The organism is Leifsonia naganoensis, from assembly GCF_013410615.1.
Taxonomy (GTDB): domain Bacteria; phylum Actinomycetota; class Actinomycetes; order Actinomycetales; family Microbacteriaceae; genus Leifsonia; species Leifsonia aquatica.
Genome location: NZ_JACCHJ010000001.1, coordinates 1,881,796 through 1,905,434, shown reverse-complemented (window position 1 = coordinate 1,905,434; position 23,639 = coordinate 1,881,796). Strand labels below are relative to the sequence as shown.

Genomic DNA, 23,639 nt, shown 5'->3' with positions numbered 1-23,639 from the left:
GAAAGACGGGCCCGCCCACTGAACGCGTCAGCGCGGCCGGCCCGGGAAGCGATGGAAAGGGGTGGGGTCCTACCCCTCCACGACCTGCTTGAGCTGCCGCAGCCCCTTCTCGAAGTCGGAGCCGACCAGCTTCTCGACGTTGAACAGGCGGGTCATGAGTGTTCGGGGGCTCTCCATCCGCCAGATCACCCGGGTGCCGTCGCCCTCGGGGGTCAGCACGAAGCGGATCGCGTTGGTGGAGCGGAACGGTTTGGTGAAGTCGAGCGCGATGGCGACCCCGTCCGGGTCGACGGCGGTGACCTCCATGCGCCCGGCTCCGGCCTTGCGGTTGCCCGACCAGGCGTAGCTCGACCCGACCGTTCCCGGCTCGCCGGAGTAGTCGCGGTGGAGGTCGGGGTCGAGCCCCTCCCACGGCGACCAGTCGATCCAGCCCGGGAGGTCCGCAATGCGGCGCTGCAGTTCTTCGGGGGTCGCGGCGATGCGCTCGGTGCGCTCCACGACGGTCGTTCCGGCCATGCCGCCAGGGTAACGCCTCTGGCCCCGCGCGGTGGCGCTGCGTAACGTGGGCATCCGGAGGTGCCGACCATGCCCCAGCCCACGCCCGCGTCCGCCACCGGACGGACCATGCTGCTCGACTCCGCGTCGCTGTACTTCCGCGCGTTCTACGGGGTGCCCGACACGGTGCGGTCGCCCGAGGGCGAACCGGTCAACGCGGTGCGCGGTTTCCTCGACATCATCGCGCGGCTCGTCGGCGAGTTCGGGCCGGAGTCCCTGGTCGCGTGCTGGGACGACGACTGGCGCCCGCGGTGGCGCGTCGACCTCATCCCGAGCTACAAGGCACACCGGGTGGCCCGCGAAGTGCCGGGCGGGGTGGATGTCGAGGAGACTCCCGAAGCGCTCGTGCAGCAGGTGCCGGTGATCCGGGAGGTGCTGGAGGCGCTCGGCCTCGCGATCGTCGGCGCCGCGCAGCACGAGGCGGACGACGTGATCGGCACCCTCGCCTCCCGAGGCGACGGCCCGGTGGATGTCGTGACCGGAGACCGCGACCTGTTCCAGCTGGTGGACGACGCGCACGACGTGCGGGTGATCTACACGGCCCGTGGGATGAGCAACCTCGAGGTACTGACCGACGCGGTCGTGTCGGGCAAGTACGGCGTGCGGCCCGACCAGTACGCCGACTTCGCGGCGATGCGCGGCGACGCGTCCGACGGCCTCCCGGGCGTTGCGGGCGTCGGCGAGAAGACGGCGGCGGCACTGCTGGCCGAGTACGACTCGCTCGACGGCATCCGCGCCGCGGCGGCCGACGACTCCAGTCCGATGAAGCCGGCGGTCCGCGCCCGCTTCGCGGCGGCGACGGACTATCTGGACGTCGCGCCGCGCGTCGTCGAGGTCGTGCGCGACCTCGACCTGCCCGACGTGGAGGCGCGGCTGCGCCGGCCGAGCGCGAAGCAGCGCGAGACCCTCGACGCGCTCGCCGACCGCTGGGGGCTCGGCGGCTCGCTCGACCGCCTCCTCGCGGCCCTCCCCGACTGAGGCAACTGCCGAGTACGCGGAAAGTACGGCTCGAACCGCCGAGTACGCAGAGAATTCGCGTACTCGGCCGTCGGCGGGGTCAGACGCGGTCGGGCTCCCAGCGCCAGAGCTCGCGCTGGGCGAGCAGGGCCAGCTCGCGGAGCACGTCGAGGTCGAGCTCGCCGGTCTCGGCATCGCGCGGCTTGCGCCCGAACACGCAGAGCGCGCCGATGCGCGTGCCGTCCGGCGCCTCCACGGGGTAGCCTGCGTAGTACCGCAGGTGGGCGGGACCGGTCACCACGGGGCTCGACGCGAAGCGCTCGTCGAGCTCGGCATCGGCGACGACCAGGCCGTCGGCGGAGGCGATCGTGTACTGGCAGGCGGATTCCTCGAGCGGGAACTCGCGCGTCGCCGTGCCGACGGCTGCGATCGCCCACTCCTTCTCGGCGTCGAGGATGGTGAACATGGCGATCTCGGTGCCGAGCGTGCGCTGCGCCGTGCCCACCAGCCCGTCGAGGCGGGCGTCGCGGCCGCGCTCCGCCAGGCGCAGACGCTCGATGGCCTCCACCCGCTCCGCCGCCGTCCGTGACGAGGGAGGCGTGCTCCGGCGCGGCTCGACGAGCGTGGGCACGAGCACGTCGGCGATCCGCCGCGCCCAGAACAGGTAGTCCGCGGGCCCGCGGTGCCGAGCGGATTCGGCATGCGGCGGAGCCGGGAGCGGCACGAACAGCGCACCCTCCTCCCGGCACACGCGCTCCGCCACGAGATTCAGACGCTCGGCGTGGCCCTGGGCGATCCGGGTCGGTCCCGCGTCGTCCGGGTCGAACGAGCGGATCGGCTGGGCGCCGAGCCACACCACCGCGCCGCCTGCTCCCCGCGCGGTCCGGACTTCCCTCAGCAGCGACCGAACCCGCTCGCCCCACCTCTCCGGGTCGGGCAGGCGCAGCGAGTCGGCGAGCGTCGCGCTCAGCACGACCACCTCGTAGCGCTCGGGCCCCGCCGCGGCGACCAGCGATCGCAGTCTGCGCACGCCGGCCGAGGGATGCGCGACGACGTCGACGACGGCCCCGCGCCCGGTCGACGACCCGATCGCCCGGGCGAGCGCGCCGGGCAGGGCGAGGTCGTAGCTCGCGACACCCCAGCCGACGACCGGCCCCGAGCCCGCCAGCAGCACGCGCACGTTGCGCCGTCCCGCGGCGAACCCCTGCGGTGCGTCCGCCGGCCGTGCCAACCCGCTGCGCACGCCGACCACCCGCAGCAGCTGCGCCCGGGTCAGGAGGCGACGCCCCAGCGTCACACGTTCGGCATCCACTCGGTTGACGGTATCCCGGCATACGTCCGCGGACTAGCGGCGGCTCGCCGGGTCACCCGGAATGTGTGAGGAGGCGTTCGTCAGGGCTGGTTCTGAAGCCACTCGAGAGCATCAGCCGCCTCGGCGTCCGTACGCCGGGGACGACCGAGCATGATCTCGCGCCGGCGCAGCTCGGTCGCATCGTCGTCCGCCGCCATGTTGAGGTCCGTGCCCGTAAGCCAGGTCCGACGCCGACCCTCCGAGGAGTCGTGGATCAGAGCGATCGCGAACTGCTTGCTCTCGCCTGCCAGCCTGGTCGCGAGATCGAACACTTCGACGAAGTCGGCGTCGAGCACATCGACGCTCTCGGTGTTGAACCCAGCGGGCACGAGGTCGTTCTCTTCGAGCGCCTCGAAGGTGGTCAGGACGTCGGTCGTCGGCAGATATACGGCCCAGTCAGGAAGGCCGAAACCAGTCGGCCCGTCGAAGAGGACGATCCGGAAGCGGGCCTCGTCCGTCCCGCTGACGTCGCGTTCGCAGCCCTCCTCGAACCGCATGCCCCCATCGCCCCTCACGGCAGGATGTGCCCCGCCGCGCGGAACAGCCGGTACCACTCTTCGCGGGTCAGGGGCAGGTCGGAGCCGGCGGCGGCGTCGCGGACGCGCTGGGCGTTGGTGGTGCCGAGGACGACTTGGATGCCGGCGGGGTGGCGGGTGATCCAGGCGGTGGCGATCGCGGTCGGGGTGACGCCGTAGGAGGCGGCCAGCTCGTCGATCACGTCGTTCAACTCGGGGAAGTGCTCGCGGTCGCCCAGGAAGACGCCGTCGAAGAACCCCTTCTGGAACGGCGACCAGGCCTGGAGGGTGATGTCGTGCAGGCGGGCGTGGTCGAGGATGCCGTTGTCGCGGTCGATCGACTGCGGGAGGCCGGCCATGTTGGCGGCGACGCCCTGCGCGATGAGGGGGGCGTGCGTGATGCTCAGCTGCACCTGGTTGGCGACGATCGGCTGCGAGACGTACCGGCGCAGGAGGTCGATCTGGCCGGGCGTGTGGTTGGAGACGCCGAACGCGCGCACCTTGCCGGCCGCCTGCAGCTCGTCGAACGCGGCGGCGACCTCCTCGGGCTCGACCAGGGTGTCGGGGCGGTGCAGCAGCAGGAGGTCGAGGTAGTCGGTCCGCAGGGCGGCGATGGACTCGTCGACGGTGGCGAGGATGTGCTCGCGCGAGAAGTCGAAGTAGCCGTCGCGGATGCCGACCTTGGACTGGATGACGACCTGGTCGCGCTCGGCGGCCGGGATCGCGCCGGCGTCACCGAAGCGACGCTCGCTCCCGTGCCGCTCCTCGCCGTAGATGTCGGCGTGGTCGAACACCGTGACGCCCTCGTCGCGAGCGGTGCGCACCAGGGTGCGGATCTCCTCGTCGGACAGGGGTTCGATGCGCATCAGGCCGAGGACGATGTTGGACGCGTCGACGGCGACGCCGGGGAAGCTGAAGGTTCGCATGCCTCCCATCCTCCTCCCGTCAACCCCCTCCTCCTGCGAGACGAGCCGGTCTACAGTTCGAGCAACGGGAGAAGAATGCCCGCGGATCAACAGGAGGAAGCCATGACGATGACACCCGAGATGCAGCTCGCCGTTGAGGACTTCCGCACCGAGACCGCCCTGGGCGCCCGCCCGTCGCCGGCCCGTCCGCGGTACATCGTCCACGCGCTGGGCCGGGATTTCCGGGTGAGCGACGAGATGGCGCAGATCTTCGTGCGCCAGGTCGAGCGCGTCGCGGCCGATGACAGCTCCGCCCTCGTGGTGCTGCGGCACGAGGAGGGCGTCGAGTTGCTGATGGCGACCGACGACAACTCGTTCAGCATCCGGACGCTGCCGTAAGTCCGGACGACGATCGCCGCACGTCGTACCCTCGGAGGGTGACGGATGCGGGCGATGAGGAGGCGGTGGCGGCTCTCCGGGCGGTGATCGCCGAGGTCGCAGCGATGCTGCGGGAGGCCGGTGCCCGCGAGGAGGCGCTCGCCACCTACGAGGATCGGCAGCGCAAGCTCCTGATCATGCGCGAGCCGGTGCTGCGACCCGCCGGACGGGTGTGGCGGCTCGGCGTCCTGCTGCTCGACGCCGACGGCGGCCTCCACGCGACGGGGTCGATCGTGCGCGCCACCGAGCCGGGGCGGACGCAGTACGTCTCGGTGTCGGCCGAGACCCGGCGCGCCTACCGCGCCGCAGCCGAACGCGGGCACTTCCGCGACGGCGAGACGGTGAACTTCGACGCGGAGCCCGTGGCGCTGGATGTCGGGAGCCTGCGGGAGGCTGCCGAGACCGGCCGTGGCCCGCTGTTCCTGCGCGAGGGGCGCGTGCTGGTGCGCTGGAGCGCGGCCGTCGCGGACGCGGACGCCCGCGACGCCGTCGGCTACCTGCGGGAGCGGGCCGACCTGCTGGCCCACCCACCCCAGGGCGCCTGAGGCTCAGTTCGCGGTCGCGGCCCCGCCGCTCTTCTTGCCGGTGATGTCGTCGATCTTGGAGGCCGCCTTGTCGGTGGCTTTGCCGACCGCGTCGCCGACGGTCTCGCCGATGTCGGAGGCGGCGCGCGAAGCGAAGTCCTTCACGTCGTCCTTGACCTGCTGCACCGGCGCGGACCCGGTGAAGTCCCGCACCCGCTTGCGCATGTCGTCGTAGGCTCCCCGGCCTGCGCGCGAACCGACGACGAACCCGACAGCGACCCCTGCTACGAAGATGAGTAGTTTCATGTCGCGAACGGTACGCGCGCCGGGCGGGAGGCGACAGGGGGCGGATCGGAGCAGAATGGCCCGCGTGAGGGACCTGAGCCTGGACGAGGAGCGGGCCGCACGGATCGTCGTGCTGGTCGAGGGCGCGAGCGACCGTGCCGCGGTGCACGCGGCCGCCGCCGTGCTCGGCCGCGACCTCGCCGCCGAGGGCACCGCCGTTGTCCCGATGGGCGGCGCGATGAGCGTCCGCCGGTACGTCAAGGCGCTCGGGGTGGGCGCGTCAACGGACGCCGCGGGCACCGGCCCGGAACTGCGCGGCCTGTGCGACGCCGCCGAGCGGCCGTTCTACGAGCGCGCCGGCCTCCCGGAGTCGTCGATCGCGGTCTGCCGTCCCGATCTGGAGGGCGAGCTGATCGACGCGCTCGGCCTCGCCGCGGTGGAGGAGGTGCTGGCGCGGGCGGGCGATCTGCGGCTGTTCCGCACCTTTCAGAACCAGCCCGCGCAGCGCAGCCGGCCGACGGAGGCGCAGTTGCACCGGTTCTTCGGGACCACATCGGGCCGCAAGGAGCAGTACGGGCGGCTGCTGACCGCCGCGCTCGCGCCCGACCGCATCCCGGAGCCGCTGCTCGCCGTGCTGCGGGCGTCGCGCCTCACGTAGGGTGGAGCGCATGTCTGCGCTCGACGACCGCCTCGCCGCCATCTTCGCCGCCCGCGACCGGGCCGACATGGCGCCGACGATCGCGGCCTTCCTGGAGGTGCTCGCCGAGCATCCCGACGACGCGCACGTGCTCTACGAGGTCGGCGGGTCGTACGACACGGCCGGTGAGGAGGAGACGGCCGCCGGGTACTACGAGCGCGCGCTCGAGCGGGGCCTCACCGGCGAGACGCTGCGCAAGTGCCTGCTGCAGTACGGCAGCACACTGCGCAACCTCGACCGCTTCGCGGAGTCCCTCACGGTGCTCGACCGGGCCCGCGCCGAGTTCCCCGATTCGGAGTCGGTGCAGACCTGGCACGCGCTCTCCCTGCACGCCGCCGGGCGCAGCGACGCCGCGGTCGCGGAGCTGATGGAGCTAGCGGCCGATCGCATCCGCACGGCCGACCTGCTGCGCTACGAGGCGGCGCTGCGCGGCAACGCGGAGTACCTGCGGTCGGTCGACCGCGAGCAGCACCCGGTCGCGTAGCTCGCTATCCCGGCTCCGCCACCGCGAGCCGGAGCCGGTCCACCCTCGTCAGCTCGCCAGCTTGTGCTGCTCGAGCAGGAGATGCACGGCCTCTCGAACGAGCTCGCTCTCCTTCTTGCCCGTCTGCTTGATCAGCTGGTCGAACGCCGCACGATCCGCCTCCGCGATCCGGCCGCGAACGGTCGGCGACGCCCCCTTGGGCTTGGTGCCGAGTCGGGGGCGCCCCGCCGTTCGAAGCGCCTCGTCCAGCGCTTCCTCCGACCCGTACTCGCGCAACATGAACTCGCGGCCGGCAGCCTCGGCAGCAGCGCCAGACAGCACGTTCGCCGCCTTCGGCAGTTCGTGGTCCGGGTCGGTCAGCCGGGCAGCGAGCTGCTCATACTCTGCATCGGTCATCTTCTCAGCCATTCGGATTCTCCTCCCTGTAGCGCCGGAACTTCGGGCCCAACTCCATCGCATGGAACACTCCGGACTCGCGACCGTCCGGGTAGGCGTTGATCAGGATCTCGATCTCCTGATCAGTCTGAGCGTGCGGGTGGCCGATGATCAATCGCACCGTTCCATCGTCACGCGATTCACCCGGCAGGTCTGCCTGGTACGTGGGGTGGAGAAGCGCCCAGATCTGGTCAGCTCGTGATCCACCGTGCCTGAAAGCTGAGTCGATCCACCGTGGTGCCATCGACTCATTTTATCACGGCTACAGATATTGCACCCACCGTTTTGTGATTCTGATATTGCCTACCCCGGCTCCGCCACCGCGAGCCGGAACCGCTCGGGCGCGCGTTCGCCGTGCAGCGCGAGCCGGGCGAGCACGTCGCCGAGCGCGGGACCGAACTTGAAGCCGTGGCCCGAGAAGCCGGTCGCGACGGTCACGGGGCCGACCCGGTCGAGCACGAAGTCGGAGTCGGGGGTCGAGTCGTACAGGCAGCTGATCGCGTCCGGCCGTGACGCATCCACGCCGGGCACCCATTCGGCGACGTAGCGCTGCAGTCGCTGCAGCCGCACCGGGTCGATCGTGCGGTCGCGGTCGTCGGGGTCGACGACCGGGCCGTACCCGTGGGCGCCGACCTTCACTCCCTCGCCGGGAGTGAGCAGGCCGTAGACGCTCGGGATCTCCGGGTCGAGTGGATGGTGCACGAAGCTGGGCCACAGGCTCTCGTCGTCCGCCGGGCCGGGGAGCAGCGGGAAGTGGGCGGGCTGCTCCTCCGTGACGCGCACATCCGGCAGGGCAGCGCCGTGGTGCGAGAGCCAGTCGCCCGCGAGCGTGGGGGTCCACGACCCGGCCGCCACGACCAGCCGCGCCGCGCGGTGCTCGCCGTCTGCGGTGGTGACGACGACGCCGTCGCCGTCGGAGTCGATGCCGGTGACGCGCACGCCGAAGCGCAGTTCGGCCCCGGCCGCCTCGGCGGTGTCGAGCAGGGCCTCGATCGCGGCGTCGGCGTGCAACCTCCCGCCGCCCGGACTGAACAGCACGTCGTCCTCGAACTTCAGTCCCGGCCAGCGCTCGGCCGCCTCGGCACCCCGCAGCCGCTCCGACGGGAGGTCCTCCGCGGTCATCGCCGCGGCGATCGCATCCAGCGCCTTCGGATCGCCGTGGTCGAGCGCCCCGGTGCGGTCGAACACCGTGCGGCCGCACTGCTTCTCCAGCCGCTCCCACCCGGCGGCGGCGCGCACCGTGAGCTGCACGTAGTCGGCGGTGTCGTAGCCGTAGCGGAAGATGCGGCTGGCGCCGTGGGAGGAGCCGCGGTCGTGCCCGCGCTCGAACGCCTCCAGGAGCAGGACGCGGGAGCCGGCCTCGGCGAGCGAACGCGCGGCGGCGGCGCCGACGACGCCGGCCCCGATGACGATGGTGTCGACGGTCATGCCGTCACGTTAGCCGCCCCGCCTGGCAGCGCGACGTCAGCGTTACGCCGCTTGTCGCTCTCGGCGACCACAATTCAGAGCCTCCGGCAGTCCACAAGCCTCACTCTTTGGAGCGTTCACGCACGCCGGTGCAGTAACGCTGGGATGTGCGGTGACCGCCGGAGCGAGTGGTGTTGGCCATCGCCCGGTTCGCGGTCGGCGTTAGCTCGCAATGTTCGAAATGCCGGGCGGTCGCTGCGTCGTGCTCGGAGCGTCCAATGTGTCTTGTTGCGTCCAGGCCCGGTGGTGGGTTGGCGATGACCTGCGCGCGTAGGTGCCGCGTCTCCCCCGAGACGACCGATCCTTCATTTAGGGTACCAAATATATTCGGATAGATTAGAAATTGATCCGTTTCACTGGTCAGCTCTGACACGGAGCGCGAGTAAATCGATGGTCGCAGTGGTGCGACCGTGAGGAAGACACATGCGTTTTCGAAATTTGCTAATAACCCTGCTCGCCGCAGGCTCCCTCGTTATCGGCGCCGCCATTCCGGCAACGGCAGCCGAACCTGATAATCAGTTTGAGGAGGAGCTTGGGCTGTACACCGTGGTCAACGACCGGCCTGTGCGGGTCACCGACTCGTTCCTCGAGGAGCACGCACTGGAACTGAACGAAGCGGCCCCAGAACAAGAGCCTTCCACCCGACTAATCGACTGGAACCAATGGTTCGGCTGCTACTCGCTGAACAACGCAAACGACGTCTTCGCCAACTACATGTTCTGGTGGGACGGGGCCGGAAAGAACGTCCGACTCAAGTGCGGCGAAGGCGACGCTCGCTCCGGATGGGGCTATAAGCACATCCGCGACGGTAAGGAATCTCAGTGGCAAACCAAGCTCGACGCGGCGAGAGCCGCGGGCTGGAATTCCAGCGCGGTCAAGGTGGAGTCCTGGGATGACTTGATGTCCGGCGCATCAGCTGCCGTGATTCTCTACCCGGACTACATTCGGCGCGACACCGTGAGCAACAAGTGGTGCGCTAACAACCTGTTCTACTTACAGGACGCGAACGGAAACGTCCGCTACAAATTTCAGGTCGAAGTCGCGTGGGCTTCAGACAGCGACCGCCTCATCACTTCATTCCCGTCAAACCGCGCCTACTGCTAGACACCCGGGTAGGGGGCGGCACCTGCCGCCCCCTACCCGAACTCAGAAACGATTTCGGCGAAATCCCACACCTCGACCTGAACCCGCTCGACAAGCACGTCCCCCCTCGCTGACCACGGCCCCAACCACGACGCATCGACCGGGGTGCCGTCGTATCGAACGTGAGAACTCCACGACTCGAACCACTCCCTGAGATCGTGCGTGACCTGCCTGCTCAGCCCTAGATCATCGGGAGTCGGCATCGAGTTCTCAGCATCGTCCTCCCAGAACGGCCACGGGTTAGTCCCGTCCAGGTAAAAGCGGATCCGCCTCAGTCGCCCATCACGATCCAACGATGCCCGAGCAATCGCACGCTCAGCCGTCGCAAACCACGGAACGACGAGCTCGACCTGAGACACCGGATCAACCACACGAACGATCTCGGACATAGCCACCACTCTAAGCAACTGCGGCCCGAACGCCGGGAATCAGCCGTGGGCGTCAGCTTCCCGTGCCCGCACAGACCGGTCGGGCCCGCTGACGCTGGACGGTCAGTTCCGGTCGAAAATGGCGTGAATGGTCGACGACCGACGCGCCCCCGAACCCACTCCGCCCGAAGCGGCAGCCGCGTTGCGTCGCTTGTCGCTCTCGACGCCCGCCCTCACCGCGCGCTGTCCACCGGTGCGCCCTCGCGCGTGATGATCGCGGCATCGCCGTCCTCGTCCAGCTTCACGCGCAGCGGCTTGCGGAAGGCGCGGGTCAGCACGAGGAGGGTGATGATGCCGATGGCCAGCCAGACGACCCCGTACTCCAGCGCGTCGAGGTGGAGGTTGGCCCACAGCACGCCCGTGAGCACCATCCCGATGCCCGGGAGGAGGATGTTGCGCACGATCTGCGACGCACCGCGCCGCTCCTTGCGACGGAAGGCGAAGTGGATGATGACCGTCGCGTTCACCACGGTGAAGGCGACGAGCGCTCCGAAGTTGATCATCGAGGAGACGAACTCGAGGGTGAAGGCGGCGGCGAGCAGCGAGACCACGCCGACGAGGATCACGGCCGTCGACGGAGTGCGGAAACGCGGGTGCACGTACGAGAGGAAGCGGGAGAGGCGACCGCTGCCGTTGCGCGCCATGACGAAGATCATCCGCGAGACGCTGGCGTGCGAGGCGAGGCTCGACGCCACCGCCGCCGCGACCGCCGCCGAGATGAAGAGGATCTGGAAGAGCATGCCGCCGGTCTTGAGCGCGATCTCAGGCAGGGTGTCGTCGGTGAAGTGGAAGCCGGCCATGGTGGGGAACCGCGACTGCGCGAACCAGGCGGCGACGAAGAAGATCGTGCCCCCGATCAGCAGCGCGAGCACGATCGCGCGCGGCACAGTGCGCGCATCCTTCGCCTCCTCCGTGTACATCGTGATCGCGTCGAACCCGATGAAGGAGAAGCACACGACCGTCGCCCCGCCGATCACGGCGGTCAGCTGCACGCCCGAATGGAAGAGCGGGGTGAGGCTGAAGGCCGTCCCGTTTCCCGACCCGGAGTTCAGTGCCGCCCACGTGAGGGCGACGAACACGCCGATCAGCACGATCTGGAACGCGACGAGCACGCCGTTGAGCTTCGAGGTCGACGACATGCTGAAGAGGTTCATGGCCGTGATGGCGGCGACGTAGCCGACCACCCAGATCCATCCCGGGACCTGCGGGAAGAACGACTCCAGGTACAGCCGCACGATGAGCGCGTTGACCAGCGGCAGCAGCAGGTAGTCCAGGAGGGACGACCAGCCGACCAGGAAGCCGACGTTGGGGTGGATGGTCTCGGAGGCGTAGGTGTACGCCGACCCCGCCGACGGGTAGACGCGCGTCATGCGGCCGTAGCTGAGGGCGGTGAACACCATCGCGACGAGGGCGAACAGGTAGGCCGACGGCACGACGCCGTTCGTCTCGCCGGTGACGATGCCGAACGTGTCGAACACGGTCATCGGCGTCATGTACCCCAGCCCGAGCCCGACGATCGCCCAGAGCCCGAGGGACCGGCGCAGCGAGGTGGGTGAGGTGATGGCGGGCACGCGAGCTCCTTCGCTCAGTCGACGAGACGAGCCATCGTACGCACGGCCGGCGACGGAGGTCGAATCCGGATTCGACTGATCGCATTGCGAAATCGGCCGTCTGCGACCGAAAACGCAGCGATTCGGCGATTCCGCGGCGGATTCCGCCTGTGAGGATTCTCAGCGTCGGGGGCGCCCGGAGGGATGCGAACGCCCCGCCACCCGGACCGCGACCGCGACCAGCAGGACGAGTGCGGCCGCCGCGAAGGCCGCGACAGCGACGGGGGCGGACGGCAGCGCCCCGTCCAGCCGCGAGACGCCGACCCACGCCAGGCCCCACGCCGAGGCGACCGCCGGCGCGAACCGCCCGCGATCCCAGACGGCGAGCGCGCAGCACACCACCGCGACCACCGCGACGACGACCAGTCCCCACGCGTGCGGGCTCCAGCCGAAGCCGTCGAAGCCGGCCTGCGTCAGACCGGCCGCGACGTTCGCGACCGTCGCGACCATGACCCAGCCGAGATAGAGGCCGGTGGTTCCGTCGAAGAGGATGGCGTCCGCCATCGTGCCGCCCGGGTACGCCCGCAGCCGGGCGAACGTCACGATCAGCACGACCAGGAGGGCCGCGATCACGGCGACGCTCAGCGCGAGGAGACCGGCCTGCACCGACAGGATCCACGCGGCGTTCAGGAGCAGGGAGGCCACCATCCAGTAGCCGACGCGGCGCTGCCGTTCGCGGCCGGCCTGCGACGGGAGGGCCTGCCAGATCGCGTACAGCACGAGCCCGGCGTAGATGACCGACCAGATGGCGAACGCCGGACCGGCGGGGGCGAGCAGGGTCGCGTCGGCGCTGAGCGCACCGCCGGCGACCTCGGGGATGGGCGTGCCGCCGACCAGTCCCGAGCCGACGACAGCGCCCACGAGGGCGGCGACGGCCGAGGCGATGACGACGATCTGCCGCACGCGGTCGGCTGCGTCGGGACGGATCGCCGTTCGGGCGGGATCCCCGGTCAGAGTGCTCATGCGCGTCACGGTAGACCGGTGGCCCGGTGCGGAAAAGGGTGCGCGCTGGGACGTGTCAAGGTAACCTTGACACGATGACAGCAGAACGGGATGCGGTCGACGCCCTCGCCGACGCGGTGCGGAGCATGACCGAGCACGCGGACGGCACCGCCGACCGCGCGCACGCGCTCGACCTGGTCGCCCGCGCGGTGACCGTGCGCGAGCGCGCCGACGCCGCCCTGGCCGCGCTGGTCGACGCCGCGCGCGACGCCGGTGCGACCTGGCAGGACATCGGCCGCACGCTCGGCACCAGCCGGCAGGCGGCCTTCCAGCGCTTCGGGCATCCCGTGGATCCGCGGACAGGAGAACCCATGGACACGACACCTCTGACCGGCGCCGCCGAGCTGGCGACCGAGATCTTCGGCGAGCTGGCGGCCGCCCGCTACGACGCGGTCACGGCGCGCTTCGACGAACGGATGGCGGACGCCCTGGACTCCGCCGGACTGGGCGCCGTGTGGGCGCAGGTCGCGAGCGCGGTCGGCGCGTTCGAGGGCACCGGCGAGGCGACGTCGCGCCGACTCGGCGACCTGACGGTCGTGGACGTGCCGCTGCGCTTCGAGGCGGGCGACATGATCGGGCGCGTCTCGCTGCATCCCGACCGCCGGGTGGGCGGCCTGTTCGTCCTCGACCCGGCCCAGCTTCAGGACGCCTCGGGAGGCACAGCATGACCGCCGCGGCGCCGGTGGCGCCCGTGGACGAGACCGTGCGCCCCGACCGGCCGGCCCGCGTGCCGTGGCCCGCCGTCGCCGCGTACATCGTGGTCGCCTTCGGGCTGGCCTGGCTGGTGGCTCTGCCGCTCTGGCTCGACGGCGGTCTACGCAATCCGTTCGCTCCGCTCATCCTGATCGCGATGATGTTCACGCCCACGATCGGCGCGCTGATCGCGGTCTTCGTGGTGCAGCGGCCCCGGCCGCGCTCCGTGCCGGAGTACCTCGGGATGTGGCCGCTGCGCCCGGCGTGGCGGCTCATCGGCCTGACCCTCGCGGGCATCTTCGGCTCCATCGCGATCTCGGTCGCGGCGGTGTTCCTGGCGGCGGCGGTCGGCGCGGTGCAGCTCGACCTGACCGGGTTCTCGGGATTCGCCGAACTGCTGCACACGCAGCTCGCGGCGTCCGGCATGGAGCAGCAGCTGCCCGTCCCGGTCGGTGTGCTGGTGGCCGTGCAACTGCTCACGATCCCGTTCGCCGCGCTGTTCAACGGATTCGCGACGGTCGGCGAGGAGCTCGGCTGGCGCGGGTGGCTGCTCCCGAGCCTCCGCCCGCTCGGCACGTGGCCGGCCCTGCTCCTGACCGGCATGCTGTGGGGCCTCTGGCACAGCCCGCTCATCCTGCTCGGCTACAACTTCGCCGAGCCGAACCTGCTCGGCGTGCTGCTCATGACCGTGGGATGCATGGCGTACGGAGTACTCATCGGCTGGCTGCGCCTGCGCTCCGGCTCGGTCTGGCCCGCGGTCTTCGCGCACGGCGCCTTCAACGCGTCGGCGGGCATCGGTGCGCTGCTGCTGGCCGCGGGCTCGCCCGCCTCGCCGTTCGCGCTCCTCCCGCTCGGCTGGACGGGGTGGATCGTGTGCACGGTCATCGCGGTCGTGCTGGTGCTCTGCGGCCAGTTCCGCCGTCAGCCCACGCTGGTCAGGAAGACGCCGCTGCCCGCGCGATGACGAGAGTGGAGCCGCGCTCGTCGTCCTGCTCGACGGCGGCGGCGAGCCCGGCCGCCTCGAAGAGCGCCGCGCTCACGGGTGCCTGCTCGTCGCTCGCCTCGATGAGCAGCACACCCCCGGGCGCCAGCCAGTCCGCAGCCTCCGCGGCGATCCGGCGGTGCACGTCCAGGCCGTCACCACCGCCGTCGAGCGCGACGGCGGGCTCGTGGTCGCGCGCCTCCGGAGGCATGTTGATGATCTCGCGGGTCGGCACATAGGGCGCGTTGACCGCGATCACGTCCAACCCCCCGCGCAGGGCGCCGGGCAGCGCCGAGAAGAGGTCCCCCTCGAATACTCGGCCGTCCGGCTCCAGGTTGGCGCGGGCGCATCGCACCGCAGCCGGCTCGATGTCCGCGGCGAACAGGTGCACGTCCGCTACGCGCTGCAGGACCACCGCCCCGATGGCGCCGACCCCGCAGCACAGGTCGAGCACCGTCGCGCCCGGCCGGCCCGCCGCCTCCTGCGCTGCCCGCTCGGCCAGCAGTTCGGTGCGGTGGCGGGGGACGAAGACGCCCGGCTCGACCCGCAGCCGCATCCCGGCGAACTCGGCCCAGCCGAGCAGCGGTTCGAGCGGTTCGCCGGCGACACGGCGGGCGGCCAGCCGTTCCAGCTCCACCTCCGAGCCGGCGGCGGCCTCCGTCAGCAGCGCCGCCTCGTCCTCCGCGAAGACGCAGCCCGCGGCCCGGAGGCGCGCGACGAGCGCGGGGTCGGGCTCGGGCGTGGTGGAGGGGGCGATCACCCCGTCATGCTAGCTGCGGCGGCTCAGTACGGCGTCGACGCCAGCAGCCGGGCGATGTGCGCAGCGTTCTTCGCCACGCTCGCGTTCGTGCTGGCCGTGCTCTCGGGCGTCTGGTCGAGGTCCTTGTAGTCCACGGTCTGCATCGCCTCCCCGTTCCAATAGGTCGCCCCCTGCGACGGGATGGTGAAGCCCACGTCGTTCAGCCCCTGGAAGAGATCGGCGATGATGGCGTGCGCGCCGTCCTCGTTGCCCACGACGCCGACGATCGCGACCTTGCCCTCCACGAGCGGGCGCCCGTCGGCGTCGGTCTCCGAGAGCTCGGCGTCCAGGCGCTCCAGCACGCGCTGGGCGATCGACGAGAGGTGCCCCATCCACGTCGGGGTGACGATCACCAGAATGTCGGAGGCGATGACCTGCTCCCGGATCTGCGGCCACTGGTCGCCGTCGCCCTCGTCGAGCGAGACGCCGGGCTTGATGTCGTAGTCGGCCATGCGCACGGCGGTGCCGGTGACGCCGTGCGTGGTGAGCTCGTCGAGGAGCTGGGTGGCGAGGAGCTGACTGCTCGACTCCGCCGGGGACGGCTTGAGCGTGCAGACGAGGGCCAGGGCGGACAGGGGTCGTGTGCGATCGGTCATACCCTGCACGCAACCCTCTGGACGACCCGCGCGCAACCCGCTTGACAGCCCCACCCGGGATGGACGATCGGTGATGATGCAGAACTGCACTGGCGAAACATCCCACGCCGCGTACTATCGGCCGGGACCCTATCCGACGAGAGACGGAAAGCGAGCGGGAGAGGCATGCAGGTGTTCCACGTCTACATCGACGACCTCCGCTTCACGTTCGTTGACCGCGCGCCGGTCGACGAGCTCAAAGAGCGGGTCGTGCAGGCGAGCCGGAGCGACGGTGACTTCGTCGCCATCACCCAGTCGAGCCGCCCGCCGACCGAGTTGTTCGTGACGTGTCAGACGCGCGTGCGCATCGAGACGGCGACCATCCCGCGCGAGACCGCCGCCGATCACGCCTCCGGCGAGGACGAGGACGACGCCTTCTGGTTCGACTTCGACTCCCTCTCCTGATGCCCCGGGTCTGACGATGTCCCTCTGGCTCGAGACGTCCCCGGCCATCCCCACCGATCCGTTCGAGTGGGACGGCCGCTACGACACGGTCGTGGTGGGGGCCGGGCTCACGGGACTCGCGACCGCTGTCATGCTGGCGCGATCGGGAGGCCGCGTCGCGGTGCTCGAGGCGCTCACCGTCGGCGCCGTCACGACCGGCAACACGACCGGAAAGGTGAGCCTGCTGCAGGGCACGACCCTCGCGGGCATCCGCCGCCGCACCTCCGACCGCGTGCTCTGCGCCTACGTCGACGGGAACACCGCCGGTCAGGGGTGGCTGCTCGACTTCCTCGACGCGCAGGGCGTCCCGTATGAGATGCGCGACGCCGTGACGTACGCGACCAGCGCCGATGGCGTCGACCGGTTGGAGGCCGAACTCGCGGCACTGCAAGCGGCCGGGCTGCCCGCCGGCCGGACGCCGAGCGCGCCCGAGCTGCCGTTCGCGGTGGAGGGCGCGCTGACGCTCGGCGGGCAGGCGCAGGTGCACCCGATGCTCGTGCTCGCCGCGCTCACGGCCGAGCTCCGCCGCCTCGGCGGTCGCGTCGTCGAGGGCGAGCGCGTCACGGCCATCTCGGCCTCCGCGCCGGCCGTCATCACCAGCACCTCGGGCCGCACGCAGGCGGACCAGGTGGTGCTCGCGACGGGCACGCCCATCTTGGACCGTGGCCTCTACTTCGCGAAGACCGCCGCCGAACGTTCGTACGTCGCCGCCTTCCGGGTGCCCGGCGACATCCCGCAGGCGATGTACCTCTCGGCCGAGACGCCGGCGCGTTCCCTGCGCCAGGCGGCCGACGCCCAGGGCGACGTGTTGCTGGTCGGCGGCAACGGTCATCCCGTCGGCCGCGCGGACTCCCCCGCGCAGCGGCTCGCGGAGCTCACGGCGTGGGCCGAGGAGCGGTTCCCGGGCGCCGAGCGCACGCAGTGGTGGGCGGCGCAGGACTACCGCTCCGCGAACCACGTGCCGTTCGTCGGCTGGTTGCCTCGCGGGCGCGGCCGCGTCTTCCTCGCCACCGGCTACGCCAAGTGGGGCATGACGAACGCCGTCGCGGCCGCGCTCAGCCTGGCGGCCGACCTCACCGGCGAGACGCTCGAGTGGGCGCGCGTGCTCCACCACCGGGTGACGCGCCCGGGCGACCTCGCCGAGGGCGTCGCGATGAACGCGTCCGTCGGTGCCTCCGCCGCGGCAGGCTGGACGGGCGCCGCCACCGCCCCCGAGCTCGCCGACGTCCCCGCGCCTCCGGAGGGGAATGGAAGAGTCGTCCGGCACGGCCTGGCGCCCGCCGGGATCTCGACCGTCGACGGGGTCACCTGCGCCGTCGCCGCGGTCTGCCCACACCTCGGCGGAGTCGTGCGCTGGAACGACGCCGAGCTCTCCTGGGACTGCCCACTGCACGGCTCCCGCTTCGCCCCCGACGGCTCCGTGCTCGAGGGTCCGGCCACCGAGCCGCTCGCCCCGGTGCCGTCTCCGCTGGCCCACGCGGACGAGGGCGAGGATCCGGCGACCCGCGTGGAAGGCTAGTCAGACCTGTCCATCCCGCAGTAGGGTCGCGGCATGACAATTCCGAACGACGAGAACACGCCGCACGAGCCGGCCGGCGCCCCCGCCGGGTCGGACGCCGCCCCACCGGTCCCGCCCGTCCCCCCGGCTCCGCCGGTTCCGGACGCCGCACCGGCCGCATCGCCCGAGCCGCCCGCGGCCCCGGTCGAGCCCCCCGCGCCGCCGGCCGCTCCGGCCGCGCCCGCAGCCCCCGCCGCCGACCTCCCGCCGGCACCGCCCGCCTTCCCGGCATACGGTGCGACACCGGGTGCTCCGGCCGTCGCCCCGAGCGCGCCGCCGAGCACCGTCAACACGGCGTTCTGGCTGTTCATCGCCTCGGCGGTCGTCAGCGTCATCAGCGGCATCATCACGATCGTGTCGATCGGCAGCACGCGTCAGGAGGCGCTCGACACCCTCCAGCGCAACGGCACCGACCTGCGCGGCCTGGATGCGAACCAGGTCATCGACGCCACCATCGCGGCCGTCACGATCTGGACCATCGTCACCCTGATCTTCTGGGCGGTCGTCTTCGTGCTGTTCGCGTTCTTCGCCCGCCGCGGCGCCGGCTGGGCCCGGATCGTCCTGACGATCCTCACGGCGCTCTCGTTGCTGAACATCCTGACGAGCTTCGGCGTCGGCGCCCTCCAGGTCGTCCTGTCGATCATCGGAGTGGTCCTGCTCTGGCTGCGCCCCTCGAGCGACTACTTCGCCGCTGTCAAGGCGGCCAAGGCGCCCCGCGCCTGATCCGTTCCCCATCGAAGGGCCGTGGCATCCGCCGCGGCCCTTCGTGGTTTCGCCCTCGTGGTTCCCGGCCTTCGCGGTTCAGGGGCTGCTGCGTCGGGCGTCCTCATCCTGCGCCGCGCGCAGATCGCGTTCGGCGGCGCGGAGGGCGGAGTGCGCCGCCGAGATGCGTTTGCGCAGGTCGCGTTCCGTCGCGCGCGACTCCGCGAGCTCCTCGGTCGTGCGTTCGAGCCGGCGCTGGAGGGTGTCTCGTTCGGCCTCCAGGTCGCTGCGGCGGTCGACCTCGGTGTCGAGTTCGTCGTCGAGGCCGTCCGTCTCGGCGCGCGCCCGCTCCACCGCCTTCTCGGCGGTGCGGAGGCGTCGCTGCCGTTCGCGGCGCTCGCTCGCGCTCTCGCGCTCGGGCACGTCGGGCGTCTCGTCTGCGGCTTTCCGTGTTCGTGCGGGCCGCTCGGGCGGCGGCGCGTCCACGTCCACCGGCAGCGCGACGGCGTCCGAGACGTCCACCTGGTCGACGCCGGTGGACTCGAGCGCCCGCAGCAGCATCCCGCTGCGTACTGCTGCGGCGGCCGCCGGATCGACGACCGCTGCCTGCAGCGTCTCCTCGACCTCGCGCTCGACCGCTGCACTCAGGCCGAGGCCGCGGGTCGCCTTCTGGAGCAGCCGCTGACGGTCCCGGGTCAGCTCGCGGATCGCCGCCCGGTCGCGGTCGGCGAAGGCGGCCCGCATCCGGTCGCCGATCTCGAGCACGTCCTCGACGGTGTCGGGATGCTCGCGCACCAGCGCGTTGATCGCCGCCGCGGAGGCGGTCGGCTTGCGGAACGCGCGGATCTCCTTCGCCAGGTCGCGGTCGGCTCCGGCGGCGGCCGCGCTCCGGCGTTCGACGAACTCGGCGGGCGCAGCGGCGTAGAGCTCGCCGGCGACCTCCCGCAGATCCATGCCGCGAGCATACGCGCGCTGTGCGCCCGCGGCCCGCGGTGCGCCCTCAGCCGGCGGCTCAGTGGTTGCGGAGCTCCTCGATCAGCGCCGCCTTGTTCTTCTTCGAGTAGCCGCTGAGGCCGAGCTCCTTCGCCCGCTTCTTGAGCTCGGGCACGGTCCAGTCGTCGTACGATCCCGACTCGCCGCCCGTGCGGCCGACCGACGAGCGCCCACGAGCGGCGGCGGCGTTCGAGATCCGCGCCGCCTTCTCCTTCGAGTCGCCCTCGTCGCGCAGCTTCTCGTACAGCTTCTCGTCCTTCAGCTGGGGCTGTCCCGGCATGATGCGCTCCTTTCGTGCATCCGGTCTCCATGAGTGGATCTGTGGCGCACGGTACCCCGCGGCGTCGTGCTCGTCAGGGGGTCGGTGTCCTGGGGGTCAGGCCGGCCCGTACCTGATCGAGAAGCGCAGCAGCGACGGTGTCGAACGGCTCGAGGTCGTGCGTCGCGCGGCTGAGGATCACGCCACCCTCCGCTGCCGCGAGCAGCAGGGTCGCCGTGCGCTGCGCCGCCTCGGGCGGGAGGCCGCCCCGCGCCAGGAGCTCGGCGAGATGACCGCGCCACACGGTGAAGGCCGCCGCGGCGCGCTCGCGCAACACCTCGGTGTCGGCGTCCACCGTCACCGCGACCAGCGCGCAACCCGCCTCGAACCCGGAGCGCGTCAGGAGCAGTCGCCACGCGTCGAGGAACAGCTCGGCGACCCGGTCGGCCGGCTCCCCCGCGCGCTGGTCGAGCAGGGTGACCGCGTTCTCGGCCGAGCGGTCGACCGCGGCGGCGATGAGCTCGTCCTTGCCGCCGGGGAAGTGGTGGTAGATCGAGCCGCGCGGAGCTCCCGTCACCTCCAGCACCTCCGAGAACGAGGTCCCGGCGAGGCCGCGGGTCGCGAGCAGCCGGATGGCGCCGTCGACCATGCGCGAACGGACGTCTGCGGTCACGGGCGTGCTCCATTCCGACGGGAGGCCTTGACTATGACGACCGTCATAATCTACCGTCTATGCACACCATCATAGTTTTGACAGGAGCAGTCACCATGCCCATGATCGACGTCTACGCCCCCACCACTCTCTTCCCCGCCGACGCGGACGAGCGACTCGTCGACGAGCTCACCCACGCCGTTCTCCGCGCGGAGGGCGTCGCCCAGCCCGGCGCGTTCCACCTGGACAACACGGCGGCGTTCATCCACCGCCTCCCGCCGACCGCCCTCGGCACCGCGGCGACGCCCTCGGCCCCGATCGTGCGCGTGCAGATCGTGACCCCGCCCGGCTCCCTGGACCGCGAGGGCCAGCGCACCATCACCCGGGAGGCGACCGACATCGTCCGCGCGGCCGCCGGCAGCGATGTGCGCACCTGGGTCATCCTCACCGAGGCGGCCGAGGGCGGCTGGGGCATCCAGGGCACCGCGTTCGGCGTGGAGGAGTTCACCGCGCTCGCGAAGGCGGCGGCTGCGGCTGCCGCGGGCAGCTGACCCGCATACGGAGACGAAGGGCCGCCCGGTCGTTCGACCGGGCGGCCCTCTGTACGCGAGCGAAGGCTACTCCTGCGACGAGCCCTCGGTCACGGTTCGGGTCGCCGTGCGGCGGCGCCATGCGGCGAGCAGGAGCGCGGCGAGGCCTGCCAGGAGCACACCGGAGGCGATGCCGAACGGCAGCGTCACCGACGATCCCGTGCTGGCGAGCGCGTCGGCGCCCGTGCCTGCCGGCCCCGTCTCCGGGTCCGTCGCGCCCGGTGCGGAGACGAGCGTCAGTGCACCCCAACCGATCAGGACGCCCTGCGCGTCGACGATCGCCAGCTTGTGCGCGCCCAGCGCCGCGTCCGCCGGGATCGTGACGCTGAAGGCTCCGCCGTCGACGACGGCCGCGACGAGCGGGCGCGGGGTCGAGAAGAGCACCGGGGTGACCGTCTCGCCCTCGTTGACTCCGCCCAGGAGGGTCACGTGCACCAGGCCGCCCGGGACGGCGGTCGCCGGCAGGCGCACCGGGCCGCGGGTCGCGTCGGTCAGGTCGGCCTCGGTGATCGGGTCCGGACCCGGGATGACCGGCGTGGTGAGAGTCGAGGCGCACGTCGCGCACGTCGCGCCGAGCGCACCGGCCGCGGCCGTCGCCGCGAGGGTGCCGCCCGAGGAGGTCTTCGCGACCACGGCGGTGAAGGTGACCGTCGCCGTTCCGCCGGTGGCGGTGTCGGGGACGCTCCAGGTGAGCGTCGTGCCGCTCAGCGAAAGCCCGGCCGGGAGGGACGACGTGTCGATCGTCGCGTCGTCGAGCACGTCGGCGAGGTCGACCGTCGCGGTCGCACCGATCAGCGCGATCTGGCCGGTGTTGGTCGCGGTCAGCGTGTAGCTGATCTCCTGCTCGGGTGCGACCTCACCGTCCACCGGGTCGGAGGCGAGGCCGAGCGTCCAGGTCGACGGCCAGGCGGGCTTGTCGGCGTCGTACAGCCAGTCCTGGAAGAAGGCGCCCAGATCGCGACCCGAGAGCTCTTCGGCGAGGGCGATGAAGTCCTCGGTCGTCTTGCTCTGACCGGCGTAGCGCTGGACCCAGGTCTTCATGATGGCGTCGAACGTCGTCTGTCCGACGGACTGGCGCAGCGCCTCCAGCGTCATCGCGCCGCGGGTGTAGACCTGCCAGTCGAAGAGATCGGCCGGGTCGGTCATCGCCGCGGAGGGGATCGTCCAGCGCGCGCTCGTCGACGCCGTGGTGTTCCAGGTGTTGAACAGCGACGAGGCCGTCGTGGCGGCGCTGCCGTGGTCCTGGTTGTACTGGGTGGGGATGAAGGTGGCGGGACCCTCGTTCAGCCAGATGCTGTTCCAGTCGGCGGGCGTCACCGAGTCGCCGAACCACTGGTGCGCGAGCTCGTGGATGAAGGTGCTCAACGAGACCGATCGCTCGAAGTAGGGGCGGTCCTGAGTTTCCAGGGCGTAGCCGAGGGTGGTGATGTCGACCACGAAGCCGGTGCTACCGCCCGGGTAGGCGCCGTACTTCGACTCGAGGTAGTTGAGGATCTCGGGGAGCGCGGCACGCCGTGTCTGGATCGTCGCCTGGTTCGCCGTGGTGACCGCCGGGTCGACGAAGGTCCACTCGTGGATGGTCCGCCCGCTCACCGTGAGCGGGATGTCCGACTCGTAGACGAGGTACTTGCCGATGGTGATCATCGCCAGCTCGGTGGCCATGGGACGGGTCTGCCGCCAGTGCCACGACGTTCGGGTGCCGTCGCCGTTGGGCGTTCTGGCGACCAGCTCACCGTTGCTGACGGCAGCGGCGGAGACGCCGTCGATCGTCGTGGGGGCGTCGATCGTGATGTCGTAGGTCGCCTTATCGGCGGGGGTGTTGTTGCTGGGCAACCAGGTCATGTTGCCGACGGGCTGGCCGAGCGCGGTCGCGCCGTCGGAGGTGGAAACCCATCCTTCGCTCGATCCGTCAGGGTCCACGTGGGTGACCGGCGTGCCCGCATAGGCGACAGCGACGGTGAAGTCTCCCGTGATCGTCGCCGCCGGCGTGACGACGAGCTTGTACGACGTGATGCTCGGATCGCTCGTCCTGCTGAACGTCGCAGGGGTCCCGTTGACGAGCACCGACGAGACGGTCAGCCCCTCGAAGTCGAGCGAGAACGAGGAGAGCGCCTGGGTGGCCGTGGCGGTGATCACCGTCGTGGCGGTGATCGTCTTGTCGGCGTTGAACGCGAGCGCGACGTCGTAGTGCTTGACGTCGTAGCCGCCGTTGCCGATGCCGCGGAAGAGCGAGTCTCCGATCGTCGTCGCGCCGGGCGTGCCGTCAGCGGCGACGGCCGGGGTGCTGAGCGCGATCTGGCTCGCGCCGATCAGAGCGGCGGCGAGGACGACAGCGAGCGGGCGCGCCAGCCGTCGGCGAGGTGAGGTGTTCCGGGGTTCCAACGGTGATCCTCCAGGGATGCTTCGTCCGACTGCACGTTCGGCGAGCGCGCAGGTATGGCAGAGGTGCAGAGCGCTTGTGGCGGAGTTTCATTGCGAGCAATCTCGCTTTCACGCACGGGTGTTGCATGTGCGCGTGAACATTCGGTGAATCACA

Annotated in this window: 29 protein-coding genes; 12 read left to right on the top strand and 17 right to left on the bottom strand. The window is 71.2% G+C overall.

Going from position 1 to position 23,639, the window contains the following annotated elements:
• Positions 1-69: 69 nt before the first annotated feature.
• Complete coding sequence (locus HNR14_RS09285) at positions 70-516, bottom strand: SRPBCC family protein (protein WP_179700801.1); 447 nt, start codon at positions 514-516, stop codon at positions 70-72.
• A gap of 108 nt (positions 517-624) precedes the next feature.
• On the opposite strand from HNR14_RS09285, the gene HNR14_RS09280 reads away from it, so the two are divergent.
• Positions 625-1,533, top strand: a complete 909-nt coding sequence (locus HNR14_RS09280; RefSeq protein WP_179702604.1) for a 5'-3' exonuclease — start codon at positions 625-627, stop codon at positions 1,531-1,533.
• A 79-nt stretch (positions 1,534-1,612) separates the two neighbouring features.
• On the opposite strand, the gene HNR14_RS09275 is transcribed toward HNR14_RS09280, so the two are convergent.
• The 3 genes from HNR14_RS09275 to HNR14_RS09265 form a co-directional block, all read right to left on the bottom strand.
• Positions 1,613-2,824 carry a GDSL-type esterase/lipase family protein gene (locus tag HNR14_RS09275; RefSeq protein ID WP_179700800.1) on the bottom strand — a complete coding sequence of 404 codons (1,212 nt, stop codon included), beginning with the start codon at positions 2,822-2,824 and terminating at the stop codon, positions 1,613-1,615.
• 80 nt (positions 2,825-2,904) lie between these two features.
• Positions 2,905-3,360, bottom strand: a complete 456-nt coding sequence (locus tag HNR14_RS09270; RefSeq protein ID WP_179700799.1) for a hypothetical protein — start codon at positions 3,358-3,360, stop codon at positions 2,905-2,907.
• Between the two features lie 14 nt (positions 3,361-3,374).
• Positions 3,375-4,304 (bottom strand): aldo/keto reductase, encoded by a 930-nt coding sequence (locus tag HNR14_RS09265; protein WP_179700798.1) that lies wholly within the window; start codon positions 4,302-4,304, stop codon positions 3,375-3,377.
• Between the two features lie 102 nt (positions 4,305-4,406).
• Between HNR14_RS09265 and HNR14_RS09260 the strand changes: the two genes are divergently transcribed.
• Together HNR14_RS09260 and HNR14_RS09255 are read left to right on the top strand one after the other, a co-directional pair.
• On the top strand, positions 4,407-4,682 hold the full coding sequence (locus HNR14_RS09260; protein ID WP_179700797.1) for a TetR family transcriptional regulator: 276 nt from the start codon (positions 4,407-4,409) through the stop codon (positions 4,680-4,682).
• Between the two features lie 38 nt (positions 4,683-4,720).
• Complete coding sequence (locus HNR14_RS09255) at positions 4,721-5,266, top strand: hypothetical protein (protein WP_179700796.1); 546 nt, start codon at positions 4,721-4,723, stop codon at positions 5,264-5,266.
• A 3-nt stretch (positions 5,267-5,269) separates the two neighbouring features.
• Here HNR14_RS09255 and HNR14_RS09250 read toward each other — a convergent pair whose 3' ends face one another.
• A complete protein-coding gene (locus HNR14_RS09250; protein ID WP_021756272.1) occupies positions 5,270-5,551 on the bottom strand; it encodes a hypothetical protein in 282 nt (93 codons plus the stop codon).
• Positions 5,552-5,615: 64 nt separating this feature from the next.
• Between HNR14_RS09250 and HNR14_RS09245 the strand changes: the two genes are divergently transcribed.
• Entirely contained in the window at positions 5,616-6,188 is a 573-nt protein-coding gene (locus HNR14_RS09245) for a TOPRIM nucleotidyl transferase/hydrolase domain-containing protein (protein WP_425485026.1), read from the top strand.
• A 10-nt stretch (positions 6,189-6,198) separates the two neighbouring features.
• Positions 6,199-6,711: a tetratricopeptide repeat protein gene (locus tag HNR14_RS09240; protein ID WP_179700794.1), complete on the top strand. Its 513-nt coding sequence runs from the start codon at positions 6,199-6,201 to the stop codon at positions 6,709-6,711.
• Positions 6,712-6,759: 48 nt separating this feature from the next.
• Here HNR14_RS09240 and HNR14_RS09235 read toward each other — a convergent pair whose 3' ends face one another.
• Genes HNR14_RS09235 through HNR14_RS09225 form a run of 3 tightly spaced genes read right to left on the bottom strand, consistent with a single transcriptional unit; the run spans position 6,760 to position 8,574 of the window.
• Entirely contained in the window at positions 6,760-7,119 is a 360-nt protein-coding gene (locus HNR14_RS09235; protein WP_179700793.1) for a hypothetical protein, read from the bottom strand.
• Complete coding sequence (locus HNR14_RS20645) at positions 7,112-7,390, bottom strand: hypothetical protein (RefSeq protein WP_218875003.1); 279 nt, start codon at positions 7,388-7,390, stop codon at positions 7,112-7,114. The genes HNR14_RS09235 and HNR14_RS20645 overlap by 8 nt, the downstream gene beginning before the upstream one ends.
• A gap of 59 nt (positions 7,391-7,449) precedes the next feature.
• Positions 7,450-8,574, bottom strand: a complete 1,125-nt coding sequence (locus HNR14_RS09225) for an FAD-dependent oxidoreductase (protein ID WP_179700791.1) — start codon at positions 8,572-8,574, stop codon at positions 7,450-7,452.
• A 462-nt stretch (positions 8,575-9,036) separates the two neighbouring features.
• On the opposite strand from HNR14_RS09225, the gene HNR14_RS09220 reads away from it, so the two are divergent.
• Complete coding sequence (locus tag HNR14_RS09220; RefSeq protein WP_179700790.1) at positions 9,037-9,717, top strand: hypothetical protein; 681 nt, start codon at positions 9,037-9,039, stop codon at positions 9,715-9,717.
• 32 nt (positions 9,718-9,749) lie between these two features.
• Here the strand turns inward: HNR14_RS09220 and HNR14_RS09215 are convergent, their stop codons facing one another.
• From HNR14_RS09215 to HNR14_RS09205, 3 genes are all read right to left on the bottom strand, one after another.
• Complete coding sequence (locus HNR14_RS09215) at positions 9,750-10,145, bottom strand: hypothetical protein (protein WP_179700789.1); 396 nt, start codon at positions 10,143-10,145, stop codon at positions 9,750-9,752.
• A gap of 212 nt (positions 10,146-10,357) precedes the next feature.
• The gene (locus HNR14_RS09210) at positions 10,358-11,755 is read right to left on the bottom strand and encodes an APC family permease (protein ID WP_343064446.1); all 1,398 of its coding nucleotides are present in this window, start codon (positions 11,753-11,755) and stop codon (positions 10,358-10,360) included.
• Between the two features lie 159 nt (positions 11,756-11,914).
• Positions 11,915-12,757: a TspO/MBR family protein gene (locus HNR14_RS09205; RefSeq protein WP_179700788.1), complete on the bottom strand. Its 843-nt coding sequence runs from the start codon at positions 12,755-12,757 to the stop codon at positions 11,915-11,917.
• A gap of 74 nt (positions 12,758-12,831) precedes the next feature.
• Between HNR14_RS09205 and HNR14_RS09200 the strand changes: the two genes are divergently transcribed.
• Positions 12,832-13,464: a DUF3887 domain-containing protein gene (locus tag HNR14_RS09200; protein ID WP_218875002.1), complete on the top strand. Its 633-nt coding sequence runs from the start codon at positions 12,832-12,834 to the stop codon at positions 13,462-13,464.
• Positions 13,461-14,453, top strand: coding sequence for a CPBP family intramembrane glutamic endopeptidase (locus HNR14_RS09195; RefSeq protein WP_179700787.1), 993 nt, complete (start codon positions 13,461-13,463; stop codon positions 14,451-14,453). The genes HNR14_RS09200 and HNR14_RS09195 overlap by 4 nt, the downstream gene beginning before the upstream one ends.
• Here HNR14_RS09195 and HNR14_RS09190 read toward each other — a convergent pair.
• Both HNR14_RS09190 and HNR14_RS09185 read right to left on the bottom strand, forming a co-directional pair.
• A complete protein-coding gene (locus HNR14_RS09190; protein ID WP_343064445.1) occupies positions 14,425-15,231 on the bottom strand; it encodes a putative protein N(5)-glutamine methyltransferase in 807 nt (268 codons plus the stop codon). The two genes, HNR14_RS09195 and HNR14_RS09190, sit on opposite strands and share 29 nt — an antisense overlap.
• Positions 15,232-15,254: 23 nt before the next feature.
• On the bottom strand, positions 15,255-15,866 hold the full coding sequence (locus HNR14_RS09185; RefSeq protein WP_179700786.1) for a flavodoxin family protein: 612 nt from the start codon (positions 15,864-15,866) through the stop codon (positions 15,255-15,257).
• A 165-nt stretch (positions 15,867-16,031) separates the two neighbouring features.
• Here HNR14_RS09185 and HNR14_RS09180 point away from each other — a divergent pair, with 165 nt between their 5' ends.
• Genes HNR14_RS09180 through HNR14_RS20840 form a run of 3 tightly spaced genes read left to right on the top strand, consistent with a single transcriptional unit; the run spans position 16,032 to position 18,630 of the window.
• On the top strand, positions 16,032-16,310 hold the full coding sequence (locus tag HNR14_RS09180) for a hypothetical protein (RefSeq protein WP_021763848.1): 279 nt from the start codon (positions 16,032-16,034) through the stop codon (positions 16,308-16,310).
• Positions 16,311-16,326: 16 nt separating this feature from the next.
• Complete coding sequence (locus tag HNR14_RS09175; RefSeq protein ID WP_179700785.1) at positions 16,327-17,868, top strand: FAD-dependent oxidoreductase; 1,542 nt, start codon at positions 16,327-16,329, stop codon at positions 17,866-17,868.
• A gap of 33 nt (positions 17,869-17,901) precedes the next feature.
• Positions 17,902-18,630, top strand: coding sequence for a hypothetical protein (locus HNR14_RS20840; RefSeq protein ID WP_246311550.1), 729 nt, complete (start codon positions 17,902-17,904; stop codon positions 18,628-18,630).
• Between the two features lie 78 nt (positions 18,631-18,708).
• On the opposite strand, the gene HNR14_RS09165 is transcribed toward HNR14_RS20840, so the two are convergent.
• From HNR14_RS09165 to HNR14_RS09155, 3 genes are all read right to left on the bottom strand, one after another.
• The gene (locus HNR14_RS09165; RefSeq protein WP_179700784.1) at positions 18,709-19,563 is read right to left on the bottom strand and encodes a hypothetical protein; all 855 of its coding nucleotides are present in this window, start codon (positions 19,561-19,563) and stop codon (positions 18,709-18,711) included.
• A 58-nt stretch (positions 19,564-19,621) separates the two neighbouring features.
• Entirely contained in the window at positions 19,622-19,882 is a 261-nt protein-coding gene (locus tag HNR14_RS09160; RefSeq protein ID WP_179700783.1) for an SAP domain-containing protein, read from the bottom strand.
• A gap of 73 nt (positions 19,883-19,955) precedes the next feature.
• Positions 19,956-20,534 carry an LmrA/YxaF family transcription factor gene (locus HNR14_RS09155; protein ID WP_179700782.1) on the bottom strand — a complete coding sequence of 193 codons (579 nt, stop codon included), beginning with the start codon at positions 20,532-20,534 and terminating at the stop codon, positions 19,956-19,958.
• A gap of 95 nt (positions 20,535-20,629) precedes the next feature.
• Here HNR14_RS09155 and HNR14_RS09150 point away from each other — a divergent pair, with 95 nt between their 5' ends.
• A complete protein-coding gene (locus HNR14_RS09150; protein WP_179700781.1) occupies positions 20,630-21,064 on the top strand; it encodes a tautomerase family protein in 435 nt (144 codons plus the stop codon).
• A gap of 66 nt (positions 21,065-21,130) precedes the next feature.
• Here the strand turns inward: HNR14_RS09150 and HNR14_RS09145 are convergent, their stop codons facing one another.
• Positions 21,131-23,485 carry a M1 family metallopeptidase gene (locus HNR14_RS09145; RefSeq protein WP_179700780.1) on the bottom strand — a complete coding sequence of 785 codons (2,355 nt, stop codon included), beginning with the start codon at positions 23,483-23,485 and terminating at the stop codon, positions 21,131-21,133.
• Between the last annotated feature and the right edge of the window lie 154 nt (positions 23,486-23,639).